This window comes from Serratia sp. PAMC26656, assembly GCF_016469055.2.
GTDB lineage: Bacteria > Pseudomonadota > Gammaproteobacteria > Enterobacterales > Enterobacteriaceae > Serratia > Serratia plymuthica.
In genome coordinates this window covers 4,260,008-4,282,184 of record NZ_CP150486.1, presented here as the reverse complement: position 1 = coordinate 4,282,184, position 22,177 = coordinate 4,260,008, and the positions used below count along the sequence as shown (strand labels likewise).

General features: G+C 57.2%; 21 protein-coding genes. 12 read left to right on the top strand and 9 right to left on the bottom strand.

What is annotated here, in order from left to right:
* The first annotated feature begins 38 nt into the window (after positions 1 to 38).
* The 7 genes from ispG (at position 39) to JEM67_RS21150 (ending at position 7,305) form a co-directional block, all read left to right on the top strand.
* Entirely contained in the window at positions 39 to 1,160 is a 1,122-nt protein-coding gene (ispG, locus tag JEM67_RS21180; RefSeq protein ID WP_004952070.1) for a flavodoxin-dependent (E)-4-hydroxy-3-methylbut-2-enyl-diphosphate synthase, read from the top strand.
* A 139-nt stretch (positions 1,161 to 1,299) separates the two neighbouring features.
* Positions 1,300 to 2,574 (top strand): histidine--tRNA ligase, encoded by a 1,275-nt coding sequence (gene hisS, locus JEM67_RS21175; RefSeq protein WP_199636925.1) that lies wholly within the window; start codon positions 1,300 to 1,302, stop codon positions 2,572 to 2,574.
* 13 nt (positions 2,575 to 2,587) lie between these two features.
* Positions 2,588 to 3,208, top strand: a complete 621-nt coding sequence (locus JEM67_RS21170) for a YfgM family protein (protein WP_013814142.1) — start codon at positions 2,588 to 2,590, stop codon at positions 3,206 to 3,208.
* Between the two features lie 11 nt (positions 3,209 to 3,219).
* Positions 3,220 to 4,401 (top strand): outer membrane protein assembly factor BamB, encoded by a 1,182-nt coding sequence (bamB, locus tag JEM67_RS21165; RefSeq protein ID WP_013814141.1) that lies wholly within the window; start codon positions 3,220 to 3,222, stop codon positions 4,399 to 4,401.
* Positions 4,402 to 4,534: 133 nt separating this feature from the next.
* Entirely contained in the window at positions 4,535 to 6,016 is a 1,482-nt protein-coding gene (gene der, locus JEM67_RS21160; protein ID WP_004952062.1) for a ribosome biogenesis GTPase Der, read from the top strand.
* A 97-nt stretch (positions 6,017 to 6,113) separates the two neighbouring features.
* The gene (locus tag JEM67_RS21155; protein ID WP_006318145.1) at positions 6,114 to 7,070 is read left to right on the top strand and encodes an AEC family transporter; all 957 of its coding nucleotides are present in this window, start codon (positions 6,114 to 6,116) and stop codon (positions 7,068 to 7,070) included.
* A gap of 13 nt (positions 7,071 to 7,083) precedes the next feature.
* Positions 7,084 to 7,305, top strand: a complete 222-nt coding sequence (locus JEM67_RS21150) for a zinc ribbon domain-containing protein (protein ID WP_199636927.1) — start codon at positions 7,084 to 7,086, stop codon at positions 7,303 to 7,305.
* Between the two features lie 4 nt (positions 7,306 to 7,309).
* On the opposite strand, the gene JEM67_RS21145 is transcribed toward JEM67_RS21150, so the two are convergent.
* The 3 genes from JEM67_RS21145 to JEM67_RS21135 are packed head-to-tail and all read right to left on the bottom strand — an operon-like array spanning position 7,310 to position 9,817.
* Positions 7,310 to 7,651: a protealysin inhibitor emfourin gene (locus tag JEM67_RS21145; protein WP_013814139.1), complete on the bottom strand. Its 342-nt coding sequence runs from the start codon at positions 7,649 to 7,651 to the stop codon at positions 7,310 to 7,312.
* Positions 7,651 to 8,676 carry a M4 family metallopeptidase gene (locus JEM67_RS21140; RefSeq protein ID WP_199636929.1) on the bottom strand — a complete coding sequence of 342 codons (1,026 nt, stop codon included), beginning with the start codon at positions 8,674 to 8,676 and terminating at the stop codon, positions 7,651 to 7,653. Before JEM67_RS21140 ends, JEM67_RS21145 begins: the two co-directional genes overlap by 1 nt.
* A 58-nt stretch (positions 8,677 to 8,734) precedes the next feature.
* Complete coding sequence (locus JEM67_RS21135; RefSeq protein ID WP_199636931.1) at positions 8,735 to 9,817, bottom strand: LacI family DNA-binding transcriptional regulator; 1,083 nt, start codon at positions 9,815 to 9,817, stop codon at positions 8,735 to 8,737.
* Between the two features lie 365 nt (positions 9,818 to 10,182).
* Here JEM67_RS21135 and JEM67_RS21130 point away from each other — a divergent pair, with 365 nt between their 5' ends.
* A complete protein-coding gene (locus JEM67_RS21130; RefSeq protein WP_199636933.1) occupies positions 10,183 to 11,490 on the top strand; it encodes an MFS transporter in 1,308 nt (435 codons plus the stop codon).
* A gap of 11 nt (positions 11,491 to 11,501) precedes the next feature.
* Positions 11,502 to 13,868 (top strand): glycoside hydrolase family 31 protein, encoded by a 2,367-nt coding sequence (locus tag JEM67_RS21125; protein ID WP_199636935.1) that lies wholly within the window; start codon positions 11,502 to 11,504, stop codon positions 13,866 to 13,868.
* 114 nt (positions 13,869 to 13,982) lie between these two features.
* Here JEM67_RS21125 and xseA read toward each other — a convergent pair whose 3' ends face one another.
* Positions 13,983 to 15,374 (bottom strand): exodeoxyribonuclease VII large subunit, encoded by a 1,392-nt coding sequence (gene xseA, locus JEM67_RS21120; RefSeq protein WP_199636937.1) that lies wholly within the window; start codon positions 15,372 to 15,374, stop codon positions 13,983 to 13,985.
* Positions 15,375 to 15,544: 170 nt separating this feature from the next.
* On the opposite strand from xseA, the gene guaB reads away from it, so the two are divergent.
* The 3 genes from guaB (at position 15,545) to JEM67_RS21105 (ending at position 20,116) form a co-directional block, all read left to right on the top strand.
* Complete coding sequence (gene guaB, locus JEM67_RS21115) at positions 15,545 to 17,008, top strand: IMP dehydrogenase (protein ID WP_004952045.1); 1,464 nt, start codon at positions 15,545 to 15,547, stop codon at positions 17,006 to 17,008.
* 103 nt (positions 17,009 to 17,111) lie between these two features.
* A complete protein-coding gene (gene guaA, locus JEM67_RS21110) occupies positions 17,112 to 18,689 on the top strand; it encodes a glutamine-hydrolyzing GMP synthase (RefSeq protein WP_006318108.1) in 1,578 nt (525 codons plus the stop codon).
* A 224-nt stretch (positions 18,690 to 18,913) separates the two neighbouring features.
* A complete protein-coding gene (locus JEM67_RS21105) occupies positions 18,914 to 20,116 on the top strand; it encodes a tyrosine-type recombinase/integrase (protein ID WP_199636939.1) in 1,203 nt (400 codons plus the stop codon).
* An 11-nt stretch (positions 20,117 to 20,127) separates the two neighbouring features.
* Here the strand turns inward: JEM67_RS21105 and JEM67_RS21100 are convergent, their stop codons facing one another.
* The 5 genes from JEM67_RS21100 to JEM67_RS21080 form a co-directional block, all read right to left on the bottom strand.
* A complete protein-coding gene (locus JEM67_RS21100; protein ID WP_199636941.1) occupies positions 20,128 to 20,553 on the bottom strand; it encodes a hypothetical protein in 426 nt (141 codons plus the stop codon).
* 284 nt (positions 20,554 to 20,837) lie between these two features.
* A complete protein-coding gene (locus JEM67_RS21095; protein ID WP_199636943.1) occupies positions 20,838 to 21,119 on the bottom strand; it encodes a hypothetical protein in 282 nt (93 codons plus the stop codon).
* Entirely contained in the window at positions 21,116 to 21,751 is a 636-nt protein-coding gene (locus tag JEM67_RS21090; protein WP_199637119.1) for an MT-A70 family methyltransferase, read from the bottom strand. Before JEM67_RS21090 ends, JEM67_RS21095 begins: the two co-directional genes overlap by 4 nt.
* 19 nt (positions 21,752 to 21,770) lie before the next feature.
* Positions 21,771 to 21,899, bottom strand: a complete 129-nt coding sequence (locus JEM67_RS21085; RefSeq protein ID WP_255520013.1) for a hypothetical protein — start codon at positions 21,897 to 21,899, stop codon at positions 21,771 to 21,773.
* Positions 21,896 to 22,147 carry a helix-turn-helix transcriptional regulator gene (locus JEM67_RS21080; RefSeq protein WP_199636945.1) on the bottom strand — a complete coding sequence of 84 codons (252 nt, stop codon included), beginning with the start codon at positions 22,145 to 22,147 and terminating at the stop codon, positions 21,896 to 21,898. Before JEM67_RS21080 ends, JEM67_RS21085 begins: the two co-directional genes overlap by 4 nt.
* Positions 22,148 to 22,177 lie beyond the last annotated feature (30 nt).

The following is a 22,177-nucleotide window of genomic DNA, read 5'->3' as shown; positions in this document are numbered from 1 at the left end:
TATTGTCGTGATGCCAGAGCAACAATGGAGAGTAAGTAATGCATAACCAAGCGCCCATCAACCGTCGAAAATCAACGCGAATTTACGTCGGCAAGGTGCCTATTGGTGATGGCGCGCCGATTGCCGTGCAGTCGATGACCAACACCCGTACCACCGATGTTGAAGCAACGGTTAATCAGATCAAAGCGCTGGAGCGCGTGGGCGTAGATATCGTCCGCGTTTCAGTTCCCACCATGGACGCCGCCGAGGCGTTCAAGCTGATCAAGCAGCAGGTTAACGTGCCGCTGGTCGCCGATATCCACTTCGATTACCGCATTGCGTTGCAGGTTGCCGAATACGGCGTGGATTGCCTGCGTATCAATCCAGGCAATATCGGCAACGAATCGCGTATCCGCTCAGTCGTGGACTGCGCGCGCGATAAAAACATCCCGATTCGTATTGGGGTGAACGGCGGCTCGCTGGAAAAAGACATTCAGGAAAAATACGGCGAACCTACGCCGGAAGCGCTGCTCGAATCGGCGATGCGTCATGTTGATATCCTCGATCGCCTCAACTTCGATCAGTTCAAGGTCAGCGTCAAAGCCTCCGACGTATTCCTGGCGGTGCAATCTTATCGCCTGTTGGCTGCCCGTATCGATCAACCGCTGCATTTGGGTATCACTGAAGCAGGCGGCATGCGCAGCGGTTCGGTGAAATCGGCGATTGGTCTGGGGCTTCTGCTGTCGGAAGGCATCGGCGATACCCTGCGTATTTCGCTGGCGGCCGATCCGGTGGAAGAAGTGAAAGTCGGTTTCGATATTCTGAAATCGCTGCGCATTCGCGCGCGCGGCATTAACTTCATCGCCTGTCCGACCTGCTCGCGTCAGGAATTTGACGTGATCGGTACGGTGAATGCGCTTGAACAACGCCTGGAAGACATCATCACGCCGATGGACATCTCGATTATCGGTTGTGTGGTCAACGGGCCGGGCGAAGCGCTGGTTTCCACGCTGGGCGTGACCGGTGGCCATAACAAGAGCGGTTTTTACGAAGACGGCGTGCGCCAGAAAGAGCGTTTTGACAACGAGCAGATGATTGACCAACTGGAGGCGAAGATTCGCGCCAAGGCGTCGATGATGGATGAAAGCAATCGCATCTCGGTCAACCTGCTGGAAAAATAAGCGTTATCGCTACATGGCGGGCTGATTAGCCCGCTTGTTTATGAACCCGGGAGGCAGAAAGCGGCACCCGCGTTGAATACGGGGCGGCAAAGTCCCTATAATCGGGTTCATTTTTATAGACAACGGACAGAGAAATCACGTGGCAAAGAACATTCAAGCCATTCGCGGCATGAACGACTACCTGCCGGAAGATACGGCATTATGGCAGCGTATTGAAGGCACACTGAAGCAAGTGCTGGGCAGCTACGGTTACAGCGAAATCCGGTTGCCGATTGTAGAGCAGACCCCGTTATTCAAACGCGCGATCGGCGAAGTGACCGATGTCGTGGAAAAAGAGATGTACACCTTCGAGGATCGCAACGGCGAAAGCCTGACGCTGCGTCCGGAAGGGACGGCTGGCTGCGTTCGCGCCGGCATCGAACATGGTCTGCTGTACAATCAGGAACAGCGTCTGTGGTACATCGGCCCGATGTTCCGCTATGAGCGTCCGCAAAAAGGCCGCTATCGTCAGTTCAATCAGCTGGGTGTGGAAGTGTTCGGCCTGCAAGGCCCGGACATCGACGCCGAACTGATCCTGCTGACCGCCCGCTGGTGGAAGGCGCTGGGCATTTCCGAGCACGTGAATCTGGAGCTGAATTCAATCGGTTCTCTGGAAGCGCGCGCCAACTACCGCGATGCCCTGGTGGCGTTCCTGGAACAGCATAAAGAAAAGCTGGACGAAGATTGCAAACGCCGCATGTACAGCAACCCGCTGCGCGTACTGGACTCCAAAAATCCGGAAGTTCAGGCTTTGCTGAACGACGCACCGCGCCTGTCCGAGTATCTGGATGATGAATCCAAAGCCCACTTCGACGGCCTGTGTGAACTTTTGTCTCAGGCAGGTATCCCATATACCATCAATGAACGCCTGGTGCGCGGTCTGGACTACTACAACCGTACGGTATTCGAATGGGTGACCACCAGTCTGGGCGCTCAGGGTACGGTGTGTGCAGGCGGCCGTTACGATGGCTTGGTCGAGCAACTGGGCGGGCGTGCGACGCCGGCGGTCGGTTTCGCGATGGGCCTGGAGCGTCTGGTATTGCTGGTTCAGGAAGTTAATCCGGATTTCAAAGCCCCGGCGACCATTGACGTGTACGTTATCTCCTCAGGTGCAGGCGCTCAAAGTGCGGCGATGCGGTTGGCAGAAAACGTGCGCGATGCAGCACCACAGCTGAAATTAATGACCAACTACGGCGGCGGCAACTTTAAGAAACAGATCACCCGTGCGGACAAATGGGGCGCACGCGTCGCTTTGATCCTCGGTGAGAACGAAGTCGCGGCACAGCAGGTAGTGGTTAAGGACCTGCGCAGTGGTGAACAAGAAACGCTGGCGCAAAGCGAAGTCGCAGTGCGTCTGGCAACGATGTTAGGTTAAGGAGAAGGACACCGTGGAAGTCTATACCACTGAAAACGAACAAGTCGACGCCGTGCGTCGGTTCTTTGCTGAAAACGGCAAAGCGCTGGCGGTGGGGGTGGTGCTCGGAATTGGTGCCCTGGTCGGCTGGCGTTTCTGGCAGAGCCACCAAAACTCCAACATGATGGCTGCGTCCCAATCCTATCAGGAAGCCAGCGATCGTCTGGCAGCCGGTAAGCCGGACGACGTGTCCGCTGCGGAGACGTTTGCCAAGGCCAACAGCAATAGCTATGGCGTACTGGCCTCGCTGGAGTTGGCGAAACACTTTGTCGAGCAGAATGATTTTGCCAAGGCAGAGCAACAGCTGGTGCTGGCTCAGGGCCAGACCAAAGACGATAACCTGTTGGCGATGGTTAGCCTGCGTCTGGCGCGTGTCCAGTTGCAGGAGAAAAAGCTGGATGAAGCGCTGAAAACGCTGGATGGCGTGAAAGGCGAAGGTTGGGCGGCGATGGCGCAAGATGCACGCGGTGACGCGTTGCTGGCCAAAGGCGACACCAAAGGTGCGCGTGAGGCTTACAGCAAAGGCATTGAGTCCAACGCTTCTCAGGCGCTGCAGGTTTTGCTGCGCATGAAATTGAATAACTTGTCCAGCTAAGGGGAATTCCCATGCAATTGCGTAAAACACTCTTGGTCGGACTGGTTTCCGTCGCCTTGCTGAGTGGTTGCTCGCTGTTTAACAGTGAAGAAGACGTGGTTACCATGTCGCCGCTGCCAAAAGTTGAAAATCAGTTCACGCCGAACAAGGCGTGGAGCACCTCGGTAGGTGACGGTATCGGTGAGTTTTATTCTCACCTGCGTCCCGCTTTCCAGGACAGCACACTGTATGCTGCCGACCGTCACGGTATCGTGAAAGCGTTGGATGCAGACAGCGGTGACGAAAAGTGGAAGGTCGATCTTTCCGAGAAGACCGGCTTCTTCTCCAGCAACCTGCCGGCATTGCTGTCAGGCGGTCTGGCGGTTGCGGGCGATAAAGTTTACGTCGGCAGTGAAAAGGCGGTGGTTTACGCGCTGAATACGGCAGACGGTAAAGTGGCGTGGCAGACCAAGGTGGCCGGCGAAGCGATTTCTCGCCCGGTAATCAGCGATGGCATGGTGCTGATTCATACCTCCAACGGCTTGCTGCAGGCGCTGAACGAATCTGATGGCGCGGTGAAGTGGACGGTTAACCTGGACATGCCATCGCTGTCACTGCGCGGTGAGTCTGCTCCGGCCGTTGCCTTTGGCGCGGCGATTGTCGGCGGTGATAACGGCCGTGTCAGCGCAGTGCTGATGCAGCAGGGCCAGTTGATCTGGCAACAGCGTATTTCCCAGCCGAGCGGCGCGACCGAGATCGATCGCCTGAACGATGTGGACACGACGCCGGTGATTGTTGAAGGCGTTGTCTACGCATTAGGTTACAATGGCAACCTGACGGCGTTGGATCTGCGTTCCGGCCAGATCATGTGGAAGCGTGAACTGGGTTCCGTGAACGACTTCATCGTGGACGCGGGCCGCATCTACCTGGTCGATCAGAACGATCGCGTGGTAGCGCTGAGCACCGAAGGTGGCGTAACAGTGTGGACGCAGAGCGATCTGCTGCACCGCAACCTGACTCCGCCGGTGATGTATAATGGTTATCTGGTGACCGGGGATTCCGAAGGTTACCTGCACTGGATTAACACCACGGACGGCCGTTTTGTTGCCCAGCAGGAAGTGGATAGCTCCGGCTTCCTGTCTGCGCCGATGGTGGCTGGCGATAAGCTGGTTATCCAGGCTCGAGGCGGAAAAGTTTACGCTTTCACCCGCTAACGCTGCCGGTCATCGCACGGTTTGCAAACGGCTCCTGAGTGTTCAGGGGCCGTTTCGTATTTTTATAATCTGCACTTCTGGTGTCTATCCATGGTGCAGTAACGCATTGATTATTAAGTAATGAGGCTTCACAATGATACCTGTCGTCGCGCTGGTTGGGCGCCCGAATGTGGGTAAATCCACCTTGTTTAACCGTTTAACACATACGCGCGATGCGCTGGTGGCGGATTTCCCCGGGCTAACGCGAGACCGCAAGTATGGTCGTGCCGAAGTTGAGGGTAATGAATTTATTATCGTCGATACCGGGGGCATTGACGGTACCGAAGACGGCGTGGAAACGCGCATGGCCGGCCAATCGCTGTTGGCGATTGAAGAAGCGGACATCGTGCTGTTTATGGTCGATGCGCGTGCCGGCCTGATGCCGGCCGATCAGGGCATCGCCCAGCATCTGCGCAACCGTCAGAAGGCCACCTTCCTGGTCGCCAACAAAACCGACGGCATGGATCCGGACATGGCCACCGCCGATTTCTACTCGCTGGGCTTGGGTGACGTGCATGCGATTGCCGCTTCGCACGGCCGTGGCGTAGCGCAACTGATCGAGCACGTGCTGGTGCCGTTTGTCGGTGAAAAACCCGAAGAAGTCGAGCTGACCGAAGAAGAGGCGAACGCCGCTTACTGGGCTGAGCAGGAAGACGAAATCCCGGAAGACGAAGAGCCGGAAGACGACTTCAACCCGCAAGATTTGCCGATCAAGCTGGCGATCGTTGGCCGCCCTAACGTAGGTAAGTCCACACTGACTAACCGTATCCTCGGCGAGGAGCGTGTGGTGGTGTACGACATGCCGGGCACGACCCGCGACAGTATCTATATCCCGATGGTACGCGACGAGCGCGAATACGTGCTGATCGATACCGCCGGGGTGCGCAAACGCGGCAAGGTGACGGAAACCGTAGAAAAATTCTCGGTAATCAAAACCCTGCAGGCGATTGAAGACGCCAACGTAGTGCTGTTGGTGGTTGACGCGCGCGAAGGTATTTCCGATCAGGATCTCTCGCTGCTCGGCTTTATCCTCAATAGTGGGCGCTCACTGGTGATTGTGGTCAACAAGTGGGACGGCATGAGCGAAGAAGATCGCGAGCACGTGAAAGAGATGCTCGATCTGCGCCTGGGTTTTGTCGATTTCGCCCGCATTCACTTTATTTCAGCCCTGCATGGCAGCGGCGTTGGCAACCTGTTCGTATCGGTGCTGGAAGCCTACGAGTGTGCGACCCGTCGTGTGAACACCTCCATGCTGACCAAAATCATGCAGATGGCTGCCGAAGACCACCAGCCGCCGTTGGTGCGCGGCCGCCGCGTGAAGCTGAAATATGCTCATGCCGGGGGTTACAACCCACCGATCGTGGTGATCCACGGCAACCAGGTGAGCGATCTGGCCGACTCTTACAAACGCTATCTGATGAACTACTTCCGTCGTTCACTGAAGGTCATGGGTACGCCAATCCGCATCCAGTTCAAAGAGGGTGACAACCCGTTCGCCGGCAAGCGCAACTTGCTGACGCCGAACCAGATGCGTAAACGTAAACGCCTGATGAGCCACCTGAAGAAAAGCAAGTAATCTTCAAAAAGAGCGCGGTAGCCATACCGCGCTCTTTTTTATTGCCCCGAAGTCGTTCTATTATCTGCATATTGTCGCCGTCAGTTGAAGGAACACCATGTCTTGGGAAACCTGGAGTTTTGCGTTCAGCGTCACCGTACCTAATCTGTTAATGATGTTGCTGGGCATACTGTTGCGCCACTGGCGGCTGATGGACGATCGTTTTATTGATGGCGCCACGCGGTTGGTGTTCAATCTGGCGCTGCCTTGTCTGCTGTTCTTCAGTATTGCCACCAATCATCCGCAACTGTTGGGCAACCTGCCGTTGGTTCTTTACGGCGCGATCGGCACCATCGCCACTTTCCTGCTGCTGGAGGTGGCGGCGGTCTGGCTGGTTAAGGAGCCGCGTGAACGGGGCGTGTTCGTGCAGGGCGGGTTCCGCGCCAATACCGCCATTGTCGGCCTGGCGTACGCCATGACTGCGTATGGCGACGAAGGGGTGGCGCTGGGTTCGCTGTACCTGACGGTCACGGTGATCCTGTTTAACGTGCTGTCGGTGATTACCCTGACGCGCAGCCTGCAGGGCGGGCATGGCAAGAAGATCGGTCGTTTGTCGCTGCTGCGCAGCATTGTCACCAATCCGCTGATTATCGGCCTGGTGTGCGGGCTGCTGTTCGCGCAAACCGGCCTGGCAATCCCGCAGGTGATCCGGCAGACCGGCAGTTATATCTCCGGGCTGTCGCTGCCGCTGGCGCTGCTGTGCACCGGCGCAAGCCTGGATCTGCGCGCCATGTTCCGTTCGTCCAACGTTGCTGCGCTGTCTTCTTCGGCCAAGCTGTTTCTGGTACCTGTACTGATGACGCTGGGCGGCTGGCTGTGGGGCTTTCACGGTGCGGCGCTGGGGATTATCTTCCTGTTTTCCGCCACGCCGACCGCCTCGGGCAGCTATGTCATGACGCGCGCCATGGGCGGTAACGCCACGCTGGCGGCGAATATTATTGCCATCACCACCGTCGGTTCGTTTTTTACCACCGCGCTGGGGATATACTTCTTGCGCTCATGGGGCGTGATCTAATTCAGGAGTCAGTATGGAAGCGCACTGTCCGCAATGCGATCAAACGATGGAGTGGGTGAATGGTCACTACCATTGCGCCGCCTGCGAACGCGATTATCGGCAGTTGGCCCATTGCCCGGACTGCGGGCAGCCGCTGCAGGAGCTGAAGGCCTGCGGCGCGGTGGATTATCTGTGTCAGAACGGCCACGGGCTGGTATCCAAAAAGCGCGTGCTATTTAATTATCAGCCGTTGTAAGCCTTCACTCATCCACCTGACCGGTTTTCCACAAGTCCACCAGCGCCTGCGGCGCGCTGGTTTCCGGGATCAGCAAGACGATTTCACTGCACAGATTCTGGCTGTAATAGCTGATTTGCACGCGGAAGTAGCGTTGGTCGCCACAGCCGGGGGAACCCGGTTTTCCCTCTTCTTGCGCGTAGGGCAGCGTTTGATTCAACAACTGGTTCAGGCGTTGTCGTTGCTCCGGCGTAATATCGGCCAGCGCAATGCGACGCTGGCCCGCCAGTTTGGGAATAAAGGCGAAGCCGCCTTCACGCGCCAGCTCAATGACCGTGTCCTGATTGAGCGACGGCAAGGGTTTCATTATTCCACCCCCACCTGATGCCAGGCTTGCTGCACTTTGTCCGCCACGGTGCGATCGAAACGTTGCTGCGCATGTTTCACCGCGGTGCGGGCAAAGGTGGCGAAGTCGGTATCCTGCGGCAGCGCTTTGTCGCACAATGTGTCATACCAGACGTAACCGGCTTTCTCCCAGGCGAAGCCGCCGAGTGCGGTGGCCGCCAGATAGAAGGCACGGTTGGGGATACCGGAGTTGAGGTGCACGCCGCCGTTGTCCTCTTTGGTCTGAATGTAATCCTTCATGTCGGCCGGTTGCGGATCTTTACCCAGCAACGGATCGTCGTAGGCGGTGCCGGGCGCAGACATCGAGCGCAGGCCCTTGCCGTTAATGCCCTTGGCCAGCAGGCCCGCCCCAATCAACCAGTCGGCCTTATCGGCGGTTTGCCTAAGGTGGAACTGCTTGACCAAGGAACCGAAGACGTCAGACATAGACTCATTCAGCGCACCGGCCTGTTGGAAGTAAATCAGCCCGGCTTCGCTTTCGGTTACGCCGTGCGCCAGTTCATGGCCGACGACATCGATAGCGATGGTAAAACGGTTGAAGATCTCGCCGTCACCGTCGCCGAATACCATCTGCTGGCCATTCCAGAAGGCATTCTGATACTCATGGCCGTAGTGGACGCTGCCGGTCAGCGGCAGGCCTTTGTTGTCCAGCGAATTACGCTCAAATGCCTGCCAGAAGAAATCGTAGGTTACGCCGAGATAGTCATAGGCTTCGTCCACCGCCACGTCATGGTTGCTGGCCTGGCCCTCGTTGCGCACTTGTTTGCCGGGAAGCTGAGTGCCGTTTTGAGCGTCGTAGATATCGCGGATGACTTCGCCGCCGCTGGCGGTTTTCGTGCCGGGTGCGCGCAGCGGCTTGTTGCCGAGCAGGCTTTGGACGTGGTTCAGGGTGTGCAATGCGCAGTCGCGCTGCGGTACGCTGCCGTGTTCAATAATCCTGCGAAGCATATAAGGGGGGATGACTGAACGTGCGGTCAGGGTCGGCATGGTGGCTCTCCTTAGGCAAAAAATTACCCTCAATAAATATTCCACCACTAAGTGTAGTTCAGACATCGTAAAGACGATGATCGTGGGTGCTGACCGCCGGGCTGGTCTTGTGCGGGCTGATGCGCTTGACCGAGGCGCGTACCGCCAGTTTCCCGTGCAGCAGCAGGTTGCACGGTGGCGCATCGGCGCGCAGCATCCGGCGCTGCAACAGTTGGATCGCCTCATACCCCAGCTCGTCTCGCGGCACATGCACCGAGGTGAGCGGCACATCATGAATTTCCGCCAGGTTAAAACCGTCGGTGCTCATGACCGAGATATCTGCCGGTACGTTCAGCCCCAGCTTGTTCAGTGCCTTGACCGCACCGACCGCCATATAGTCGCCCCCGGCGAGAATAGCCGTCGGCAGCTGCGAGCGCTGGCTGACCTGATTGATAAAGGTGGTCAGCGCCTGCTCGGCTTCTTCGCTGCCAAAGCCGGAGGTGGTAACCAGATGGCGGCCTTCGTCAAAGGCGATGTTGTGCTGCGCATAGGCTTGCCTGATGCCCGCCAGCCGCAGCTCCATGGTGTGTCGGCGCAGGCATTGCAGGTTCAGAATATGGCTGTGGCCCTGTTGGATCAGATAATTGGCGGAGAACTCGCCGATCAGCTGATGGTCGGGGGAGACGCTGTCCAGCCGCATCTGGCGATCGGTGCAGTTGATCAGTACGCAGGGCTTGTGCAGATCGGCGGCCAACTGGTGAATGTGTTCGTCGTCGATGCCGATAATCAGCACCGCCTCGGTCTGCGGATCGCTCATTTTTTCCAGGAACAGCGCGCCGTCGCTGTGCTGTTCTTCAAGCCCGCAATAGCGGATGCGTACCTCATGTTCCGCCAGCGCGGCGGTGATCCCCTGGATCACCTTGTGATAAAAGATGTCGGTGCGCACGTCGAAGGCGCGTTGCGGGGCAAATACCATGACGTTGTTCAGCATCAGCCGGCCGTTGGACAGGCCTTGCAAGATACCGTTCTGCTGGGCGCAGGCCAATACTCTGTGGCGTGCCTCGGCGCTGGTGTTGGACTTGCCCGCGAGTACGCGTGAAACGGTGCTGATCGACAGCCCTGTTTGGCGGGCGATTTCCTGTATTTTCAGCTTTCCGTTCATTCTGTGATCTCCTTCAAATTTGCCGGTGAAAATATTTTCACCGCGTTTTTTCAGCGTACTGTCTGGCTTGGGTCGCCATTATGGCGAGCTTTTAGGCTACCTATGAAAATTTTTGCAAAAAACCACGTTTCGCTCACGCTCCCGGCTGGCTAGTCTGCATTGGTACACCAATTTTATAGACTTATCAGTCCAATTTACCGGCTGAATTATAAATAAAATGAAAATAAATCATGTGGTTGTGAGCGGCGTATGTGATTTTTCGTGATCGCCATCGCAAATTTTCGCAACCCATACCTTCGATACCAAAACGTGCCCTACCAAAAAGCGAGCTGTTTCACCGGGCAGCCGCCGTGGAGAGAAGACAGATGAGTGTTGAAATTAATCAGACGGTCGCGCACAGCGGCCGCCGCAAGTTTAAATCGCTGCGCTGGTGGATGCTGGCGCTGTTTCTGCTCGGCGTTACGGTCAACTACATTACCCGTAACTCGCTGGGTATCCTGGCGCCGGAGCTGAAAACCAGCCTGAACATGACCACCGAGCAATATTCCTGGGTGGTGGCGTCATTCCAGCTGGCCTATACGGTATTTCAGCCGATCTGCGGCTGGCTGATCGATGTTATCGGCCTGAAGATGGGCTTTTTGATCTGCGCCAGCATCTGGGCGGTGGTGTGCATGTTGCATGCCGGAGCGGGCACCTGGGTGCAGTTGGCTATTCTGCGCTTCTTCATGGGCGGAGCGGAAGCGGCGGCCACGCCGGGCAACGCCAAGGCGATCTCCGACTGGTTCCCGAAAAAGGAACGGCCGATTGCCGCCGGCTGGGCGGGCGTAGGTTTTTCTATCGGCGCCATGCTGGCCCCGCCAATCATCGTCATCGCCCACATCTCTTTTGGCTGGCAGGGGGCCTTCTTGTTCTCCGGCGCGCTGGGGGTGATCTGGGTGGTGCTGTGGTGGCTGTTCTATCACGAGCCGTTAAAGCACCCGAACCTGAGCCAAAAAGAGCTGGATCTGATCCGCGAAGATAACGAGCCGGTCTTGCCGAGGCTGCCGTTTTTAAAATCATTGGCAATCTTGTGTAAAAACAAAAAGTTCTACGGCATCGCCATCCCGGCCTTTCTCGCCGAACCGGCCTGGGCGGTGTTCAGCTTCTGGGTGCCGCTGTACCTGGCCACCGAACGCGGCATGGATTTAAAGCACATCGCCATGTTTGCCTGGCTGCCGTTTTTGGCGGCGGATATCGGCAGCGTCGCCAGCGGTTATCTCACCACCCTGTACCGCAAATGGTTCGGCTGCAGCCGCGTCAACTCGGTGGTCGCCAGCTCGGTTACCGGCGCCTTCATGATGGTTTCGCTGGCGTTTGTCGCGGTGACCAAAGATCCCTATGTGGCGATCGCGTTGATCTCGATCGGCGGTTTCGGCCATCAGGTGATCTCCTGCATGCTCAGCGCGCTGGTGGTGGAGTCGTTCGATAAAAACCAGATGGCGACGGTCAACGGCATGCGCGGCTCCAGTGCCTGGATCGCCAGCTTCCTGTTTACGCTGCTGATCGGCGCAGTTTCCGACACTGTCGGCTTCAATCCGCTGTTTATCGCCATGGGCTTCTTCGATCTGATCGGCGCCGTGTTCCTGATTGCCTTGATCGCCGAACGCGGCGGTAAAAAAACACTGAATAGTTAAGTTGGATACCTATGAAAACGTTAAAAAAATGGACGCTGGCAGGCGAGTATGCCGATCGTATTGAGCTGTTGGTCGACGAGCGTCACCTGTTCTGCCTGTACGTGCTGGAAGACAACCTGTTCCGCGTGCTGATCAAACGCAACGGCGAGCTGGCGCTGGATCGCACCTGGAGCATTGCGCCGCAGGCTGACGTGCCCTGGGAAGGGCGCGATCGCCTGAGCGTCGCCGGTTTTAGCCTGCCGGGTTATCAACTGCAACAGCATGAGGATCGACTGGTGGTGACCAGCGCCGCGCTGCGGGTTACCCTGCATCAGCCGCTGTGGCTGGAGTGGGAGCACCGCAATGCCGCCGGTGAATGGCGGCCGCTGGCGGCCGACCGGCCAACCAGCGCCTACCTGCTCAATCCGCAGGGTGACGGCGTGGCGCACTACCAGCGCCGCTTTGCCGGCGAGCGCTATTATGGCCTGGGCGAGAAGGCCGGCGATCTGGAGCGCAGCGGCCGCCGCTTTGAAATGCGCAATCTGGATGCGATGGGCTACAACGCCGCCAGCACCGATCCGCTGTACAAACATGTGCCCTTTACCATCACGCGCGGTGCAGAGGCCAGTTTCGGGCTGTTTTACGACAACCTGAGCAGCTGTTGGCTGGATTTGGGCAACGAGATCGACAACTACCATCTGGCCTACCGCCGTTATCAGGCCGAGGCGGGGGATCTCGATTATTACCTGTTTCTGGGGCCGCAGGTGCTGGACGTGACCAAAGCCTTTGTGCGCCTTACCGGCAAGACCCACTTCGGGCCGAAATGGAGCCTCGGGTACAGCGGTTCGACCATGCATTACACCGATGCGCCGGACGCCCAGCAGCAATTGCAACAATTCATCGCATTGTGCAAGCAGCACGATATTCCCTGCGATTCGTTCCAGTTGTCTTCGGGTTACACCTCGATCGGCAACAAGCGCTACGTGTTCAACTGGAATTACGACAAGGTGCCGCAGCCGAAGCTACTGAGCCAGGCGTTCCACGCCGCCGGGCTGAAGCTGGCGGCCAACATCAAACCCTGCCTGTTGCAGGATCATCCGCAGTACCGGCAGGCGGCGGAGCAGGGGCTGTTCATCCGCGATTCAGAAAGCGACCAGCCGGAGCGTTCCAGCTTTTGGGACGACGAAGGTTCGCACCTCGATTTCACCAATCCGGCGACGGTGCGTTGGTGGCAGCAGGGCGTCACTCAGCAACTGCTCGAGATGGGCATAGATTCAACCTGGAACGACAACAACGAATACGAAGTGTGGGACTCGGAAGCGCGCTGCCAGGGGTTTGGCCGGCCGATCGCCATCAAGCATATCCGCCCGGTGATGCCGTTGCTGATGATGCGCGCTTCGATGGAAGCCCAGCAGCGCTTTGCGCCCGATCTGCGGCCGTACCTGATCTCCCGTTCCGGCTGTGCCGGCATGCAGCGCTACGTGCAGACCTGGAGCGGCGACAACCGCACCAACTGGCAAACCCTGCGCTACAACATCCGCATGGGATTGGGCATGAGCCTGTCTGGGTTGTATAACCTGGGGCACGACGTCGGCGGTTTTTCCGGCGACAAACCGGACGCCGAACTGCTGGTGCGCTGGGTGCAAAACGGCGTGATGCACCCGCGTTTCACCATTCACTCCTGGAACGACGACGCGACGGTTAACGAGCCGTGGATGTATCCGGCCGCCACGCCGGCCGTCCGCGAGGCGATCAACCTGCGCTATCGCCTGATGCCCTATTTCTACACCTTGCTGTGGCAGGCCAGCGCCGACGACGAGCCGATGCTGCGCCCGACCTTCCTCGATCACGAGCATGATGAACGCACGCTGAACGAGACCGACGATTTTATGATTGGCCGCGATTTGCTGGTGGCCAGCGTGGTGGAGCAGGGGCAGCGTGCGCGTTCGGTCTATCTGCCGGATAACGGCGAAGGCTGGTACTGCTTCCACAGCGGCCAGTGGTTCAGCGGTGGCCAGACGGTGGTGCTGGATGCGCCGCTGGAGCGTTTGCCGCTGTTGGTGCGCGCCGGGGCGGCGTTGCCGCTGTCATCTCGCTTGGCGCACGTTGACGTTGCCGCCGACGATCGGCGCGAGTTGCAGCTGTACCCGTTTAAAGGCTGTGGCAGCGCTTCTGGGCTGTTGTTCGAAGACGACGGGGAAAGTTATGGCTGGCAGCAGGGCAACGCGCTGTGGCTGCGCTGGGAGATGCACAGCGATAATCGGCGCGTCATGCTGAACGTCACCACCGAAGGGCAGTTCAAACCGGCATGGCGAACGCTGACGGTCAGCCTGCCTGCCGGAGAAACGCGGGAACTGTGGATCAACGGTGAGCCGGGCGAGAGTTTTACGCTGAAATAACGTTATATACCCTAAATAATTGGAGTTGCATCAAGGCGGCCAGAACGTTCATCCCGATGAGCTTACTCAGGTAAGTGATTCGGGTGAGCGGGTGCAGCCAACACAGATGCAACTTCAAGTATGACGGGTAGATTCAGCCGCGCGTTTTTTGCGCGGCTTCTTGGCGACGGTGATAGTTTTCACTTCGCTCTCCACCCAGCCATCCTGCAGGCGGGTTTTCAGCAGTTCGCCAACCTGAGCCTGTTTGGTGGTTTTCAGCACTTCGCCGCGCGGGGTTTGCGTCACGCTGTAGCCGCGCGCCAGCGTCGCCAACGGGCTGACCGCTTCGAGCTGGCTACAGGCCACGCCGAAACGCTGGCGGTAAGCATTGAGTTGGCGCTCCAGCGCCTGCTGCAAACGGTATTCCTGTTGCTGCACGCGTTGCTGATAACGGTGAATGCGCGCCTGCGGCTGTACCTGCGCCAAACGCTGTTGCACCCGATCGCTGCGGCGTGAAGACAGGCGCAGCTGGTTTTGCATGCCGTCTTCCAACCGGCGTTGCAGCTTGAACAACAGCGTCTGCTGGCGCGCCAGGCGCAGGTGCGGATGCTGCTGTTGCAAGCGGTGGTTGATGCGGGTGAACTGCTGTTGACGCTGAGCCAGATAGTAATCCATCGCCATTTCCATCCGCTGCTGCTGGGATTGCAACTGACGCAGCAGCTCCAGCTGATTGCGGCTGACCAGTTCGGCTGCGGCGGAAGGGGTTGGCGCACGCAGATCGGCGACAAAGTCGGCAATGGTGACGTCGGTTTCATGGCCGACGGCGCTGACGATCGGAATGCGGCTGGCGAATATCGCCCGCGCTACGCGTTCGTCGTTAAAACTCCACAGGTCTTCCAGCGAGCCGCCGCCACGGCCGACGATCAGCACGTCGCATTCGTCGCGGCGGTTGGCCGTTTCGATGGCGCGCACGATCTGCAATGGCGCTTCTGCGCCCTGCACCGAGGTCGGGTAGATAACGATGGGCAGCGAAGGATCGCGCCGTTGCAGCACTTGCAGCACATCGTGCAGCGCCGCGCCGCTGGCGGAGGTGATCACCCCGACGCGTTTGGCCGGGCTGGGCAGCGGTTGCTTGAACTGTTGGTCGAACAGGCCTTCGGCGCTCAGGCGCTGTTTCAGTTGATCGAATTGCTGTTGCAGCAGGCCGTCGCCGGCGGGTTGCATGCTTTCGGCAATCAGCTGATAGTCGCCGCGCGGCTCGTACAGCGTGATGCTGGCGCGAACCAACACTTGCTGGCCGTTTTGCGGGCGGAAGGTGGTGCGGCGGTTGCTGTTGCGGAACATCGCACAACGCACCTGCGCGCGGTCGTCTTTCAGCGTGAAATACCAGTGGCCGGAAGCCGGTTGGGAGAAGTTAGAGATCTCGGCGGAGAGCCAAATCTGGCCCATTTCCATTTCCAGCAGCTGTCGAACCGTCTGATTCAGGCGGCTTACGGTAAAAATAGACGGCGAGACAGGTAGCGACATGTGACCTAGATCAAATTCCAAAACAACCACTTAATTGGTCGATACTACAGGGCTGAAAAAGGTAATCAAGAGTTTTTGTGAGAAAGTGCTGGAGGCAACCGATTACGCTCTGTATAATGCCGCGGCAATATTTTATCTTTTTCACAGCCCACTCTGGTGAGATATTGCCCATGCTACGTATCGCGAAAGAAGCACTAACATTTGACGACGTTCTCCTGGTTCCAGCTCACTCTACGGTTCTGCCTAATACCGCTGAGCTCGGCACCCAATTGACCAAAACCATCCGCCTGAATATCCCTATGCTGTCCGCAGCCATGGATACCGTAACCGAAGCTGGCTTGGCCATTGCGCTGGCGCAAGAAGGCGGCCTGGGCTTCATTCACAAAAACATGTCTATCGAGCGTCAGGCTGAAGAAGTCCGCCGCGTGAAAAAACATGAAAGCGGCGTAGTTACCGACCCGCAAGCCGTGACCCCCTCCACCACGCTGAAAGAAGTGAAAGAACTGACCGCGCGTAACGGCTTTGCCGGCTACCCGGTAGTGACCGAAGAGAACGAACTGGTCGGTATCATCACCGGCCGTGACGTGCGCTTCGTGACCGATCTGAACCAGCCTGTTACCGCCGTGATGACGCCGAAAGAGCGCCTGGTCACGGTGAAAGAGGGTGAAGCGCGTGAAGTCGTGCTGCAAAGAATGCACGAAAAACGCGTTGAGAAAGCGCTGGTGGTGGACGACAACTTCCATCTGCTGGGCATGATCACCGTAAAAGACTTCCAGAAGGCGGAGCGCAAGCCAAACGCCTGTAAGGACGAACATGGCCGCCTGCGCGTTGGCGCAGCGGTTGGCGCCGGTGCCGGCAACGAAGAGCGCGTTGACGCGCTGGTCGCTGCAGGCGTTGACGTACTCCTGATCGACTCCTCTCACGGCCATTCCGAAGGCGTATTGCAGCGCATTCGCGAAACCCGCGCCAAATACCCGGATCTGCAGATCGTTGGCGGCAACGTCGCTACGGCCTCCGGCGCCAAAGCGCTGGCCGACGCCGGTGTGAGCGCGGTGAAAGTGGGTATCGGCCCTGGCTCCATCTGTACCACCCGCATCGTGACCGGCGTGGGCGTACCGCAGATCACCGCTATCGCCGACGCGGTTGAAGCGCTGGAAGGTACCGGCATCCCGGTTATCGCCGACGGCGGCATCCGCTTCTCCGGCGACATCGCCAAAGCCATCGCGGCCGGCGCATCCTGCGTGATGGTCGGCTCCATGCTGGCGGGCACCGAAGAATCGCCGGGCGAAATCGAGCTGTATCAGGGCCGTTCGTTCAAATCCTACCGCGGTATGGGCTCGCTGGGCGCCATGTCCAAAGGCTCTTCCGACCGTTACTTCCAAACCGATAACGCCGCCGACAAATTGGTGCCGGAAGGTATCGAAGGCCGCGTGGCTTACAAAGGCATGCTGAAAGCGATCGTGCACCAGCAAATGGGCGGTCTGCGCTCTTGCATGGGCCTGACCGGTTGCGCCACCATCGACGATCTGCGCACCAAGGCTGAATTTGTGCGCATCAGCGGCGCCGGCATTCAGGAAAGCCACGTGCATGACGTGACCATCACCAAAGAGTCACCGAACTACCGCATGGGTTAATGCTTGACCCTCTCCTGCGGGAGAGGCCGGGGCGGGGGGCTTGGCTCCTCGCCCCGAAACCTTATTTTTCGCTCTTTTTCTCTGTTGCTGGAATTCGCCTCACATGACAAATAATATCCATAAGCATCGCATCCTTATTCTGGATTTTGGTTCGCAATACACTCAACTGGTAGCACGCCGCGTGCGCGAAATCGGCGTTTACTGCGAGCTGTGGGCCTGGGACGTTAGCGAAGAGCAAATCCGCGAATTCAATCCAAGCGGCATCATCCTTTCCGGCGGCCCGGAGAGCACCACCGAACATAACAGCCCGCGTGCGCCAGAATACGTGTTCACCGCCGGTGTGCCGGTACTGGGCGTATGCTACGGCATGCAGACCATGGCGATGCAGCTGGGCGGCCATGTGCAGGGTTCCAACGAGCGTGAGTTCGGCTATGCGCAGGTGGAAGTGACCACCGACAGCGCGCTGGTGCGCGGCATCGAAGACGCGCTCAGCGCTGCCGGCAAACCGCTGCTGGACGTGTGGATGAGCCACGGCGACAAAGTGACCGCTATTCCTTCCGACTTCGTGACCGTCGCCAGCACCGATACCTGCCCGTTCGCCATTATGGCCAACGAAGAAAAACGCTTCTACGGCGTGCAGTTCCACCCGGAAGTGACCCACACCCGTCAGGGCCAGCGCATGCTGGAGCGTTTCGTGCTGGATATCTGCCAGTGTGAAGCCCTGTGGACGCCTGCGACCATCATCGAAGATGCGGTTGAGCGTATCCGCGAGCAAGTGGGCGAAGATCACGTGATCCTCGGCCTGTCCGGCGGCGTGGATTCTTCCGTTACCGCCATGCTGCTGCACCGCGCCATCGGCAAACGCCTGACCTGCGTGTTTGTCGACAACGGCCTGCTGCGCCTGAACGAAGCCGACCAGGTGCTGGATATGTTCGGCGACCACTTTGGCCTGAACATCGTGCACGTCGCGGCGGAAGAGCGCTTCCTGAGCGCGCTGGCCGGCGTTGACGAACCGGAAGCCAAGCGCAAGATCATCGGCCGCGTATTCGTTGAAGTGTTCGACGAAGAAGCCTGCAAGCAAGACGAAGTGAAATGGCTGGCGCAAGGCACCATCTATCCGGATGTGATCGAATCCGCCGCTTCCGCCACCGGCAAAGCGCACGTGATCAAGTCGCACCACAACGTGGGCGGCCTGCCGAAAGAGATGAAGCTGGGCCTGGTCGAGCCGCTGAAAGAGCTGTTCAAAGACGAAGTGCGCAAAATCGGCCTGGAGCTGGGCCTGCCGTACGACATGCTGTACCGCCACCCGTTCCCGGGGCCAGGTCTGGGCGTGCGCGTGCTGGGCGAAGTGAAGAAAGAGTACTGCGACCTGCTGCGCCGTGCCGATGCCATCTTCATCGAAGAACTGCATAAAGCCGACCTGTACAACAAGGTCAGCCAGGCGTTCACCGTATTCCTGCCGGTGCGTTCGGTAGGCGTGATGGGCGACGGCCGTAAATACGACTGGGTTGTTTCACTGCGCGCAGTGGAAACCATCGACTTTATGACCGCGCATTGGGCGCACCTGCCGTACGATTTCCTCGGCCGCGTCTCCAACCGCATCATCAACGAAGTGGACGGCATTTCCCGCGTAGTTTATGACATCAGCGGCAAGCCACCGGCTACCATTGAGTGGGAATGATGAACGGCTAATTACTGACTACCAGTGATTATTTAAAAACCCTCGCCACAGGCAGACTGTGCGGGGGTTTTCTCTTTCTGACTATCAATTGCTATTTGTGAAAGCATTCAATTTTTGACGGTATTTTTGACGGTATATCACCTTTCGCTGTACTCTCCTGCCAATCCGTCCGACACCACTTTGGTAATTTTTGACGGTACAAACCACAGCAGAGAGTTACCGGCATGCTCACCGATACGAAACTGAAAAACCTGAAGCCAAGAGAGAAACTCTACAAGGTCACCGATCGCGATGGCCTCTATGTTGCCGTGCAGCCAAGCGGCTCTATCTCGTTCCGATATGACTACCGGCTGAACGGCCGCCGTGAGACGTTAACGATAGGTCGTTATGGCGCAGACGGTATTACGCTGGCGGAAGCACGCGACGAACTCAATACCGCCAAAAAGATGGTAGAAGCAGGCCAGTCGCCGGCTGCTCTAAAGCGTGACGGTATCATGCAGATCAAAGGGGCGGATAATTTCGCCGATTATACCGTCGCGTATATGAAACACGTCCGCCTGGCGGATAGTACGCGGGCAATGAAGCAGGCGGTGATAGACAGGGATATTCTGCCTGCGCTGGGTAAAAAGCTTCTGCATGAAATCACAACGCCAATGCTGCGTGCGCTATGCGACAAGATAGTAGACCGAGGTGCCAGGGCGACGGCGATCCAGGTGCGTGAGATTGTCGGAGCTGTGTTCACGCATGCCATTGACCGTGGCCACTCCGTGCCTAATCCAGCAGCAAACATCAAGGCATCGAGCATTGCCACATTCGATGAGCGAGAGCGAGCGCTTGAACCACATGAGATCGGGCGTTTCTTCAATGCCTTGAACGCTACCGGCGCGGCGTCATCGCTGAAGCTTGCAATCAAGTTGATACTGATCACGATGGTCCGTAAGGGTGAGCTGACAGAAGCTACCTGGAAAGAAGTCGATTTTGGTTCTGCGCGCTGGACGATACCGGCGGAGCGAATGAAGGCATCGCGCCCCCATGTCGTCTATCTCTCCCAGCAGGCGCTGGATATTATGGTGGCGTTACAGGTATCTGCATGCGGATCTGACTACATGCTGCCAGCCAGGTATAACCCGCGAAAGCCTATGTCCAACTCAGCGCTGAACCGGGTGATCAACGCTACCAACGAGAAGATACGTGAGGCCGGTGGTGATATAGAGCATTTCACCGTGCATGACTTGCGCAGAACGGCCAGCACGATTCTGCATGAAGAGGGGTTTAATTCGGATTGGATAGAGAAGTGTTTGGCCCATGAGCAGCGCGGCGTCCGTGCGGTGTACAACAAAGCGGAGTACGCCGAACAGCGCCGGGATATGCTGCAGCAGTGGGCCAATATGGTGGACGAGTGGATAGAGGCGGATAAGGAGAGGTAATAAAAAAATGTTCAAATGCGCATTGGCATTATTATCACCGATCCTTTTTCGTATGCACTGCTGAATTCAACTATTGCTGAGTTAATGTTCCCATTTGGTTTTATTCGAATTCCGCAGAACTTAGGGTTGTAAAGTTTTGCGGCTTTTTCTATATCTGCCAGGTAGCTGGCGTTAAATCCAATTTCATATACAGGGTTATTTTCTTTTGGAACAACCCTCTCAACGTCAGGAAATCGGCCATCGACAACTTCACATAGACCAGCACTTACGCGCGTTCCATGCTCATCTAAATACGCCACAAGACCTGTGTCCGTGTCGATTTCAGCCTTTTCAAACTTGGAGAATTTTGCCCCCTTGATTGCAATGATGATGTTTTCTTTCAGGCCTTCAGTCTCATGCTCACCAATAAAAGCCCGATGCCCGTCTGTTGAAAACACTTTTTTTCTGGTGCGAAACAAATTCCATTCAAGTAATAGCGAACATCTTTCTTTGCTTGAAAAATCATTGCTGAAAGCAAAGCTATTTTACTAACGGTAATAATCATCTTTTAATTCCTTTTTTAACAAAACTGAATATAGGTGATAAGCAACGAATGGCAGCCATAATGCAGCGTAAAGCCAATCCCACCACGTGGCGCCATAGTAGTTATCGCGTTCTGCGAAACCCAGCACGTAGCCGGACACGAAGATGTATCCGGCTATCAGTACGAAAATTAAATAAATCATGCTTTTCCTCCCACCGATGCCAGGCACCGATCAAACATGGCTATCTTTGGGCTTTGCGAAAAGCGTTTCTTTCCGCCGATAAACACGTATGTGCACGGTTGGTTTCCGTGCAGTATTCGGTCAAGTAACTGGTAATCAACCAGCGTGGCCAGCGCGCGGCTAAGCGCGTGCGCGGTGATTGGCTGGTGCTTCTTCTCGTACAGCTCTTTGATCTGAGCATGGCCGATGTTTTCGTGCTCCTTCACGATCTGCATAACATGGTCGCGGTTATGTTTCATGATGCGATCCTCACTGGTTGCGGGATGGTAAATCCGCCTGGCAGCAATTCGACGTCATTGCGTGGGCATTCGTTTCCCCAGTGGTGCCAGCCCTGCGCGTCACCTCTGCTGAAAAGTTCGATTCGTGACACGTCACCATAAAGGCGCTCGAGCCGGTGGCGGGCCTCCCATGGTTTCGCGCTGTGCTGAGTAATTGGTGCGTAAATCACCTGTTTCACCGATGCGTCTCGGCGTTCGAGTCCGGTACCGCGCACAGCAACGAGCATTGATTCCTGGTTTCCGCGACTGTAGTTGCCCGGATTCATCCGGGTGACGCCATTAAGCAGGTCGAGGAAGTCGTAAAAATCGACAAGCCCATCCTCTATCGCTGCGTTGATGGTGCGCTCTGCCAGTTCGTTGAACTTCACCCACGTGAAAAGGAACATTTGCCGGACGTCGAAACCCCAGGCAGTGGCCAGTTCCTTTGCCTGCTCCGCGTGGGTGCCGGTGTACCACATAGCGAGAACGCTGTTTTCTGCAGCTATGGACCAGACCGGCAACCGCTTTAAGTCCTGCAGCGTCATTGTGCTGTAGTGGTTGCCGGCGGCGCCATTGCTGATCTTGTTTCCGTACTGCCACGGCGGATCTGCCATTATGAGGTCGTACTGTCGTTCATCCACGGATCGCCTCCACAAACTTAACGACCAGAACAGTCAAGCCGATCGACAGAAACCAAAATACGAACAGGCCGGCAAGCATGTAGGCCCACACATTGCGCATCAGATGCCGTTTAATATTCATGCTGCGCGCTCCTGAACTGGCCGGTTTTTACGCTGGCGCACATCAGGAATATGGTCCGGCGTGCGCCCGGTATTTTCTGCCTGCTGCTTATCAAGCCATGCCTCAACTTCATCGAGGTTCCAGGCTACCGTGCGGTTGGTTAACGCGAACCTCTGCGGAAAATCGCCGGACTTCTCCAGCTTGGTGATCTGGGATTCCGACATCGGCACCTTCTCCAGGAGCTGTTTTTTTCGAATGGCTGCTTTCATGGTTACTCCTTTGGCGGGGCTTACGCCCCG

Coding starts and splice junctions, on each gene's coding strand:
- JEM67_RS21090 (WP_199637119.1), bottom strand. CDS start 21,751: ATGGCAGATCCGCCGTGGCAGTACGGAAACAAGATCAGCAATGGCGCC.
- JEM67_RS21130 (WP_199636933.1), top strand. CDS start 10,183: ATGAGTGTTGAAATTAATCAGACGGTCGCGCACAGCGGCCGCCGCAAG.
- JEM67_RS21105 (WP_199636939.1), top strand. CDS start 18,914: ATGCTCACCGATACGAAACTGAAAAACCTGAAGCCAAGAGAGAAACTC.
- JEM67_RS21150 (WP_199636927.1), top strand. CDS start 7,084: ATGGAAGCGCACTGTCCGCAATGCGATCAAACGATGGAGTGGGTGAAT.
- bamB (WP_013814141.1), top strand. CDS start 3,220: ATGCAATTGCGTAAAACACTCTTGGTCGGACTGGTTTCCGTCGCCTTG.
- JEM67_RS21095 (WP_199636943.1), bottom strand. CDS start 21,119: ATGAAACATAACCGCGACCATGTTATGCAGATCGTGAAGGAGCACGAA.
- JEM67_RS21085 (WP_255520013.1), bottom strand. CDS start 21,899: ATGAATATTAAACGGCATCTGATGCGCAATGTGTGGGCCTACATGCTT.
- JEM67_RS21080 (WP_199636945.1), bottom strand. CDS start 22,147: ATGAAAGCAGCCATTCGAAAAAAACAGCTCCTGGAGAAGGTGCCGATG.
- xseA (WP_199636937.1), bottom strand. CDS start 15,374: ATGTCGCTACCTGTCTCGCCGTCTATTTTTACCGTAAGCCGCCTGAAT.
- JEM67_RS21140 (WP_199636929.1), bottom strand. CDS start 8,676: ATGCCGACCCTGACCGCACGTTCAGTCATCCCCCCTTATATGCTTCGC.
- guaA (WP_006318108.1), top strand. CDS start 17,112: ATGACAAATAATATCCATAAGCATCGCATCCTTATTCTGGATTTTGGT.
- der (WP_004952062.1), top strand. CDS start 4,535: ATGATACCTGTCGTCGCGCTGGTTGGGCGCCCGAATGTGGGTAAATCC.
- JEM67_RS21125 (WP_199636935.1), top strand. CDS start 11,502: ATGAAAACGTTAAAAAAATGGACGCTGGCAGGCGAGTATGCCGATCGT.
- JEM67_RS21145 (WP_013814139.1), bottom strand. CDS start 7,651: ATGAAACCCTTGCCGTCGCTCAATCAGGACACGGTCATTGAGCTGGCG.
- JEM67_RS21135 (WP_199636931.1), bottom strand. CDS start 9,817: ATGAACGGAAAGCTGAAAATACAGGAAATCGCCCGCCAAACAGGGCTG.
- JEM67_RS21155 (WP_006318145.1), top strand. CDS start 6,114: ATGTCTTGGGAAACCTGGAGTTTTGCGTTCAGCGTCACCGTACCTAAT.
- guaB (WP_004952045.1), top strand. CDS start 15,545: ATGCTACGTATCGCGAAAGAAGCACTAACATTTGACGACGTTCTCCTG.
- ispG (WP_004952070.1), top strand. CDS start 39: ATGCATAACCAAGCGCCCATCAACCGTCGAAAATCAACGCGAATTTAC.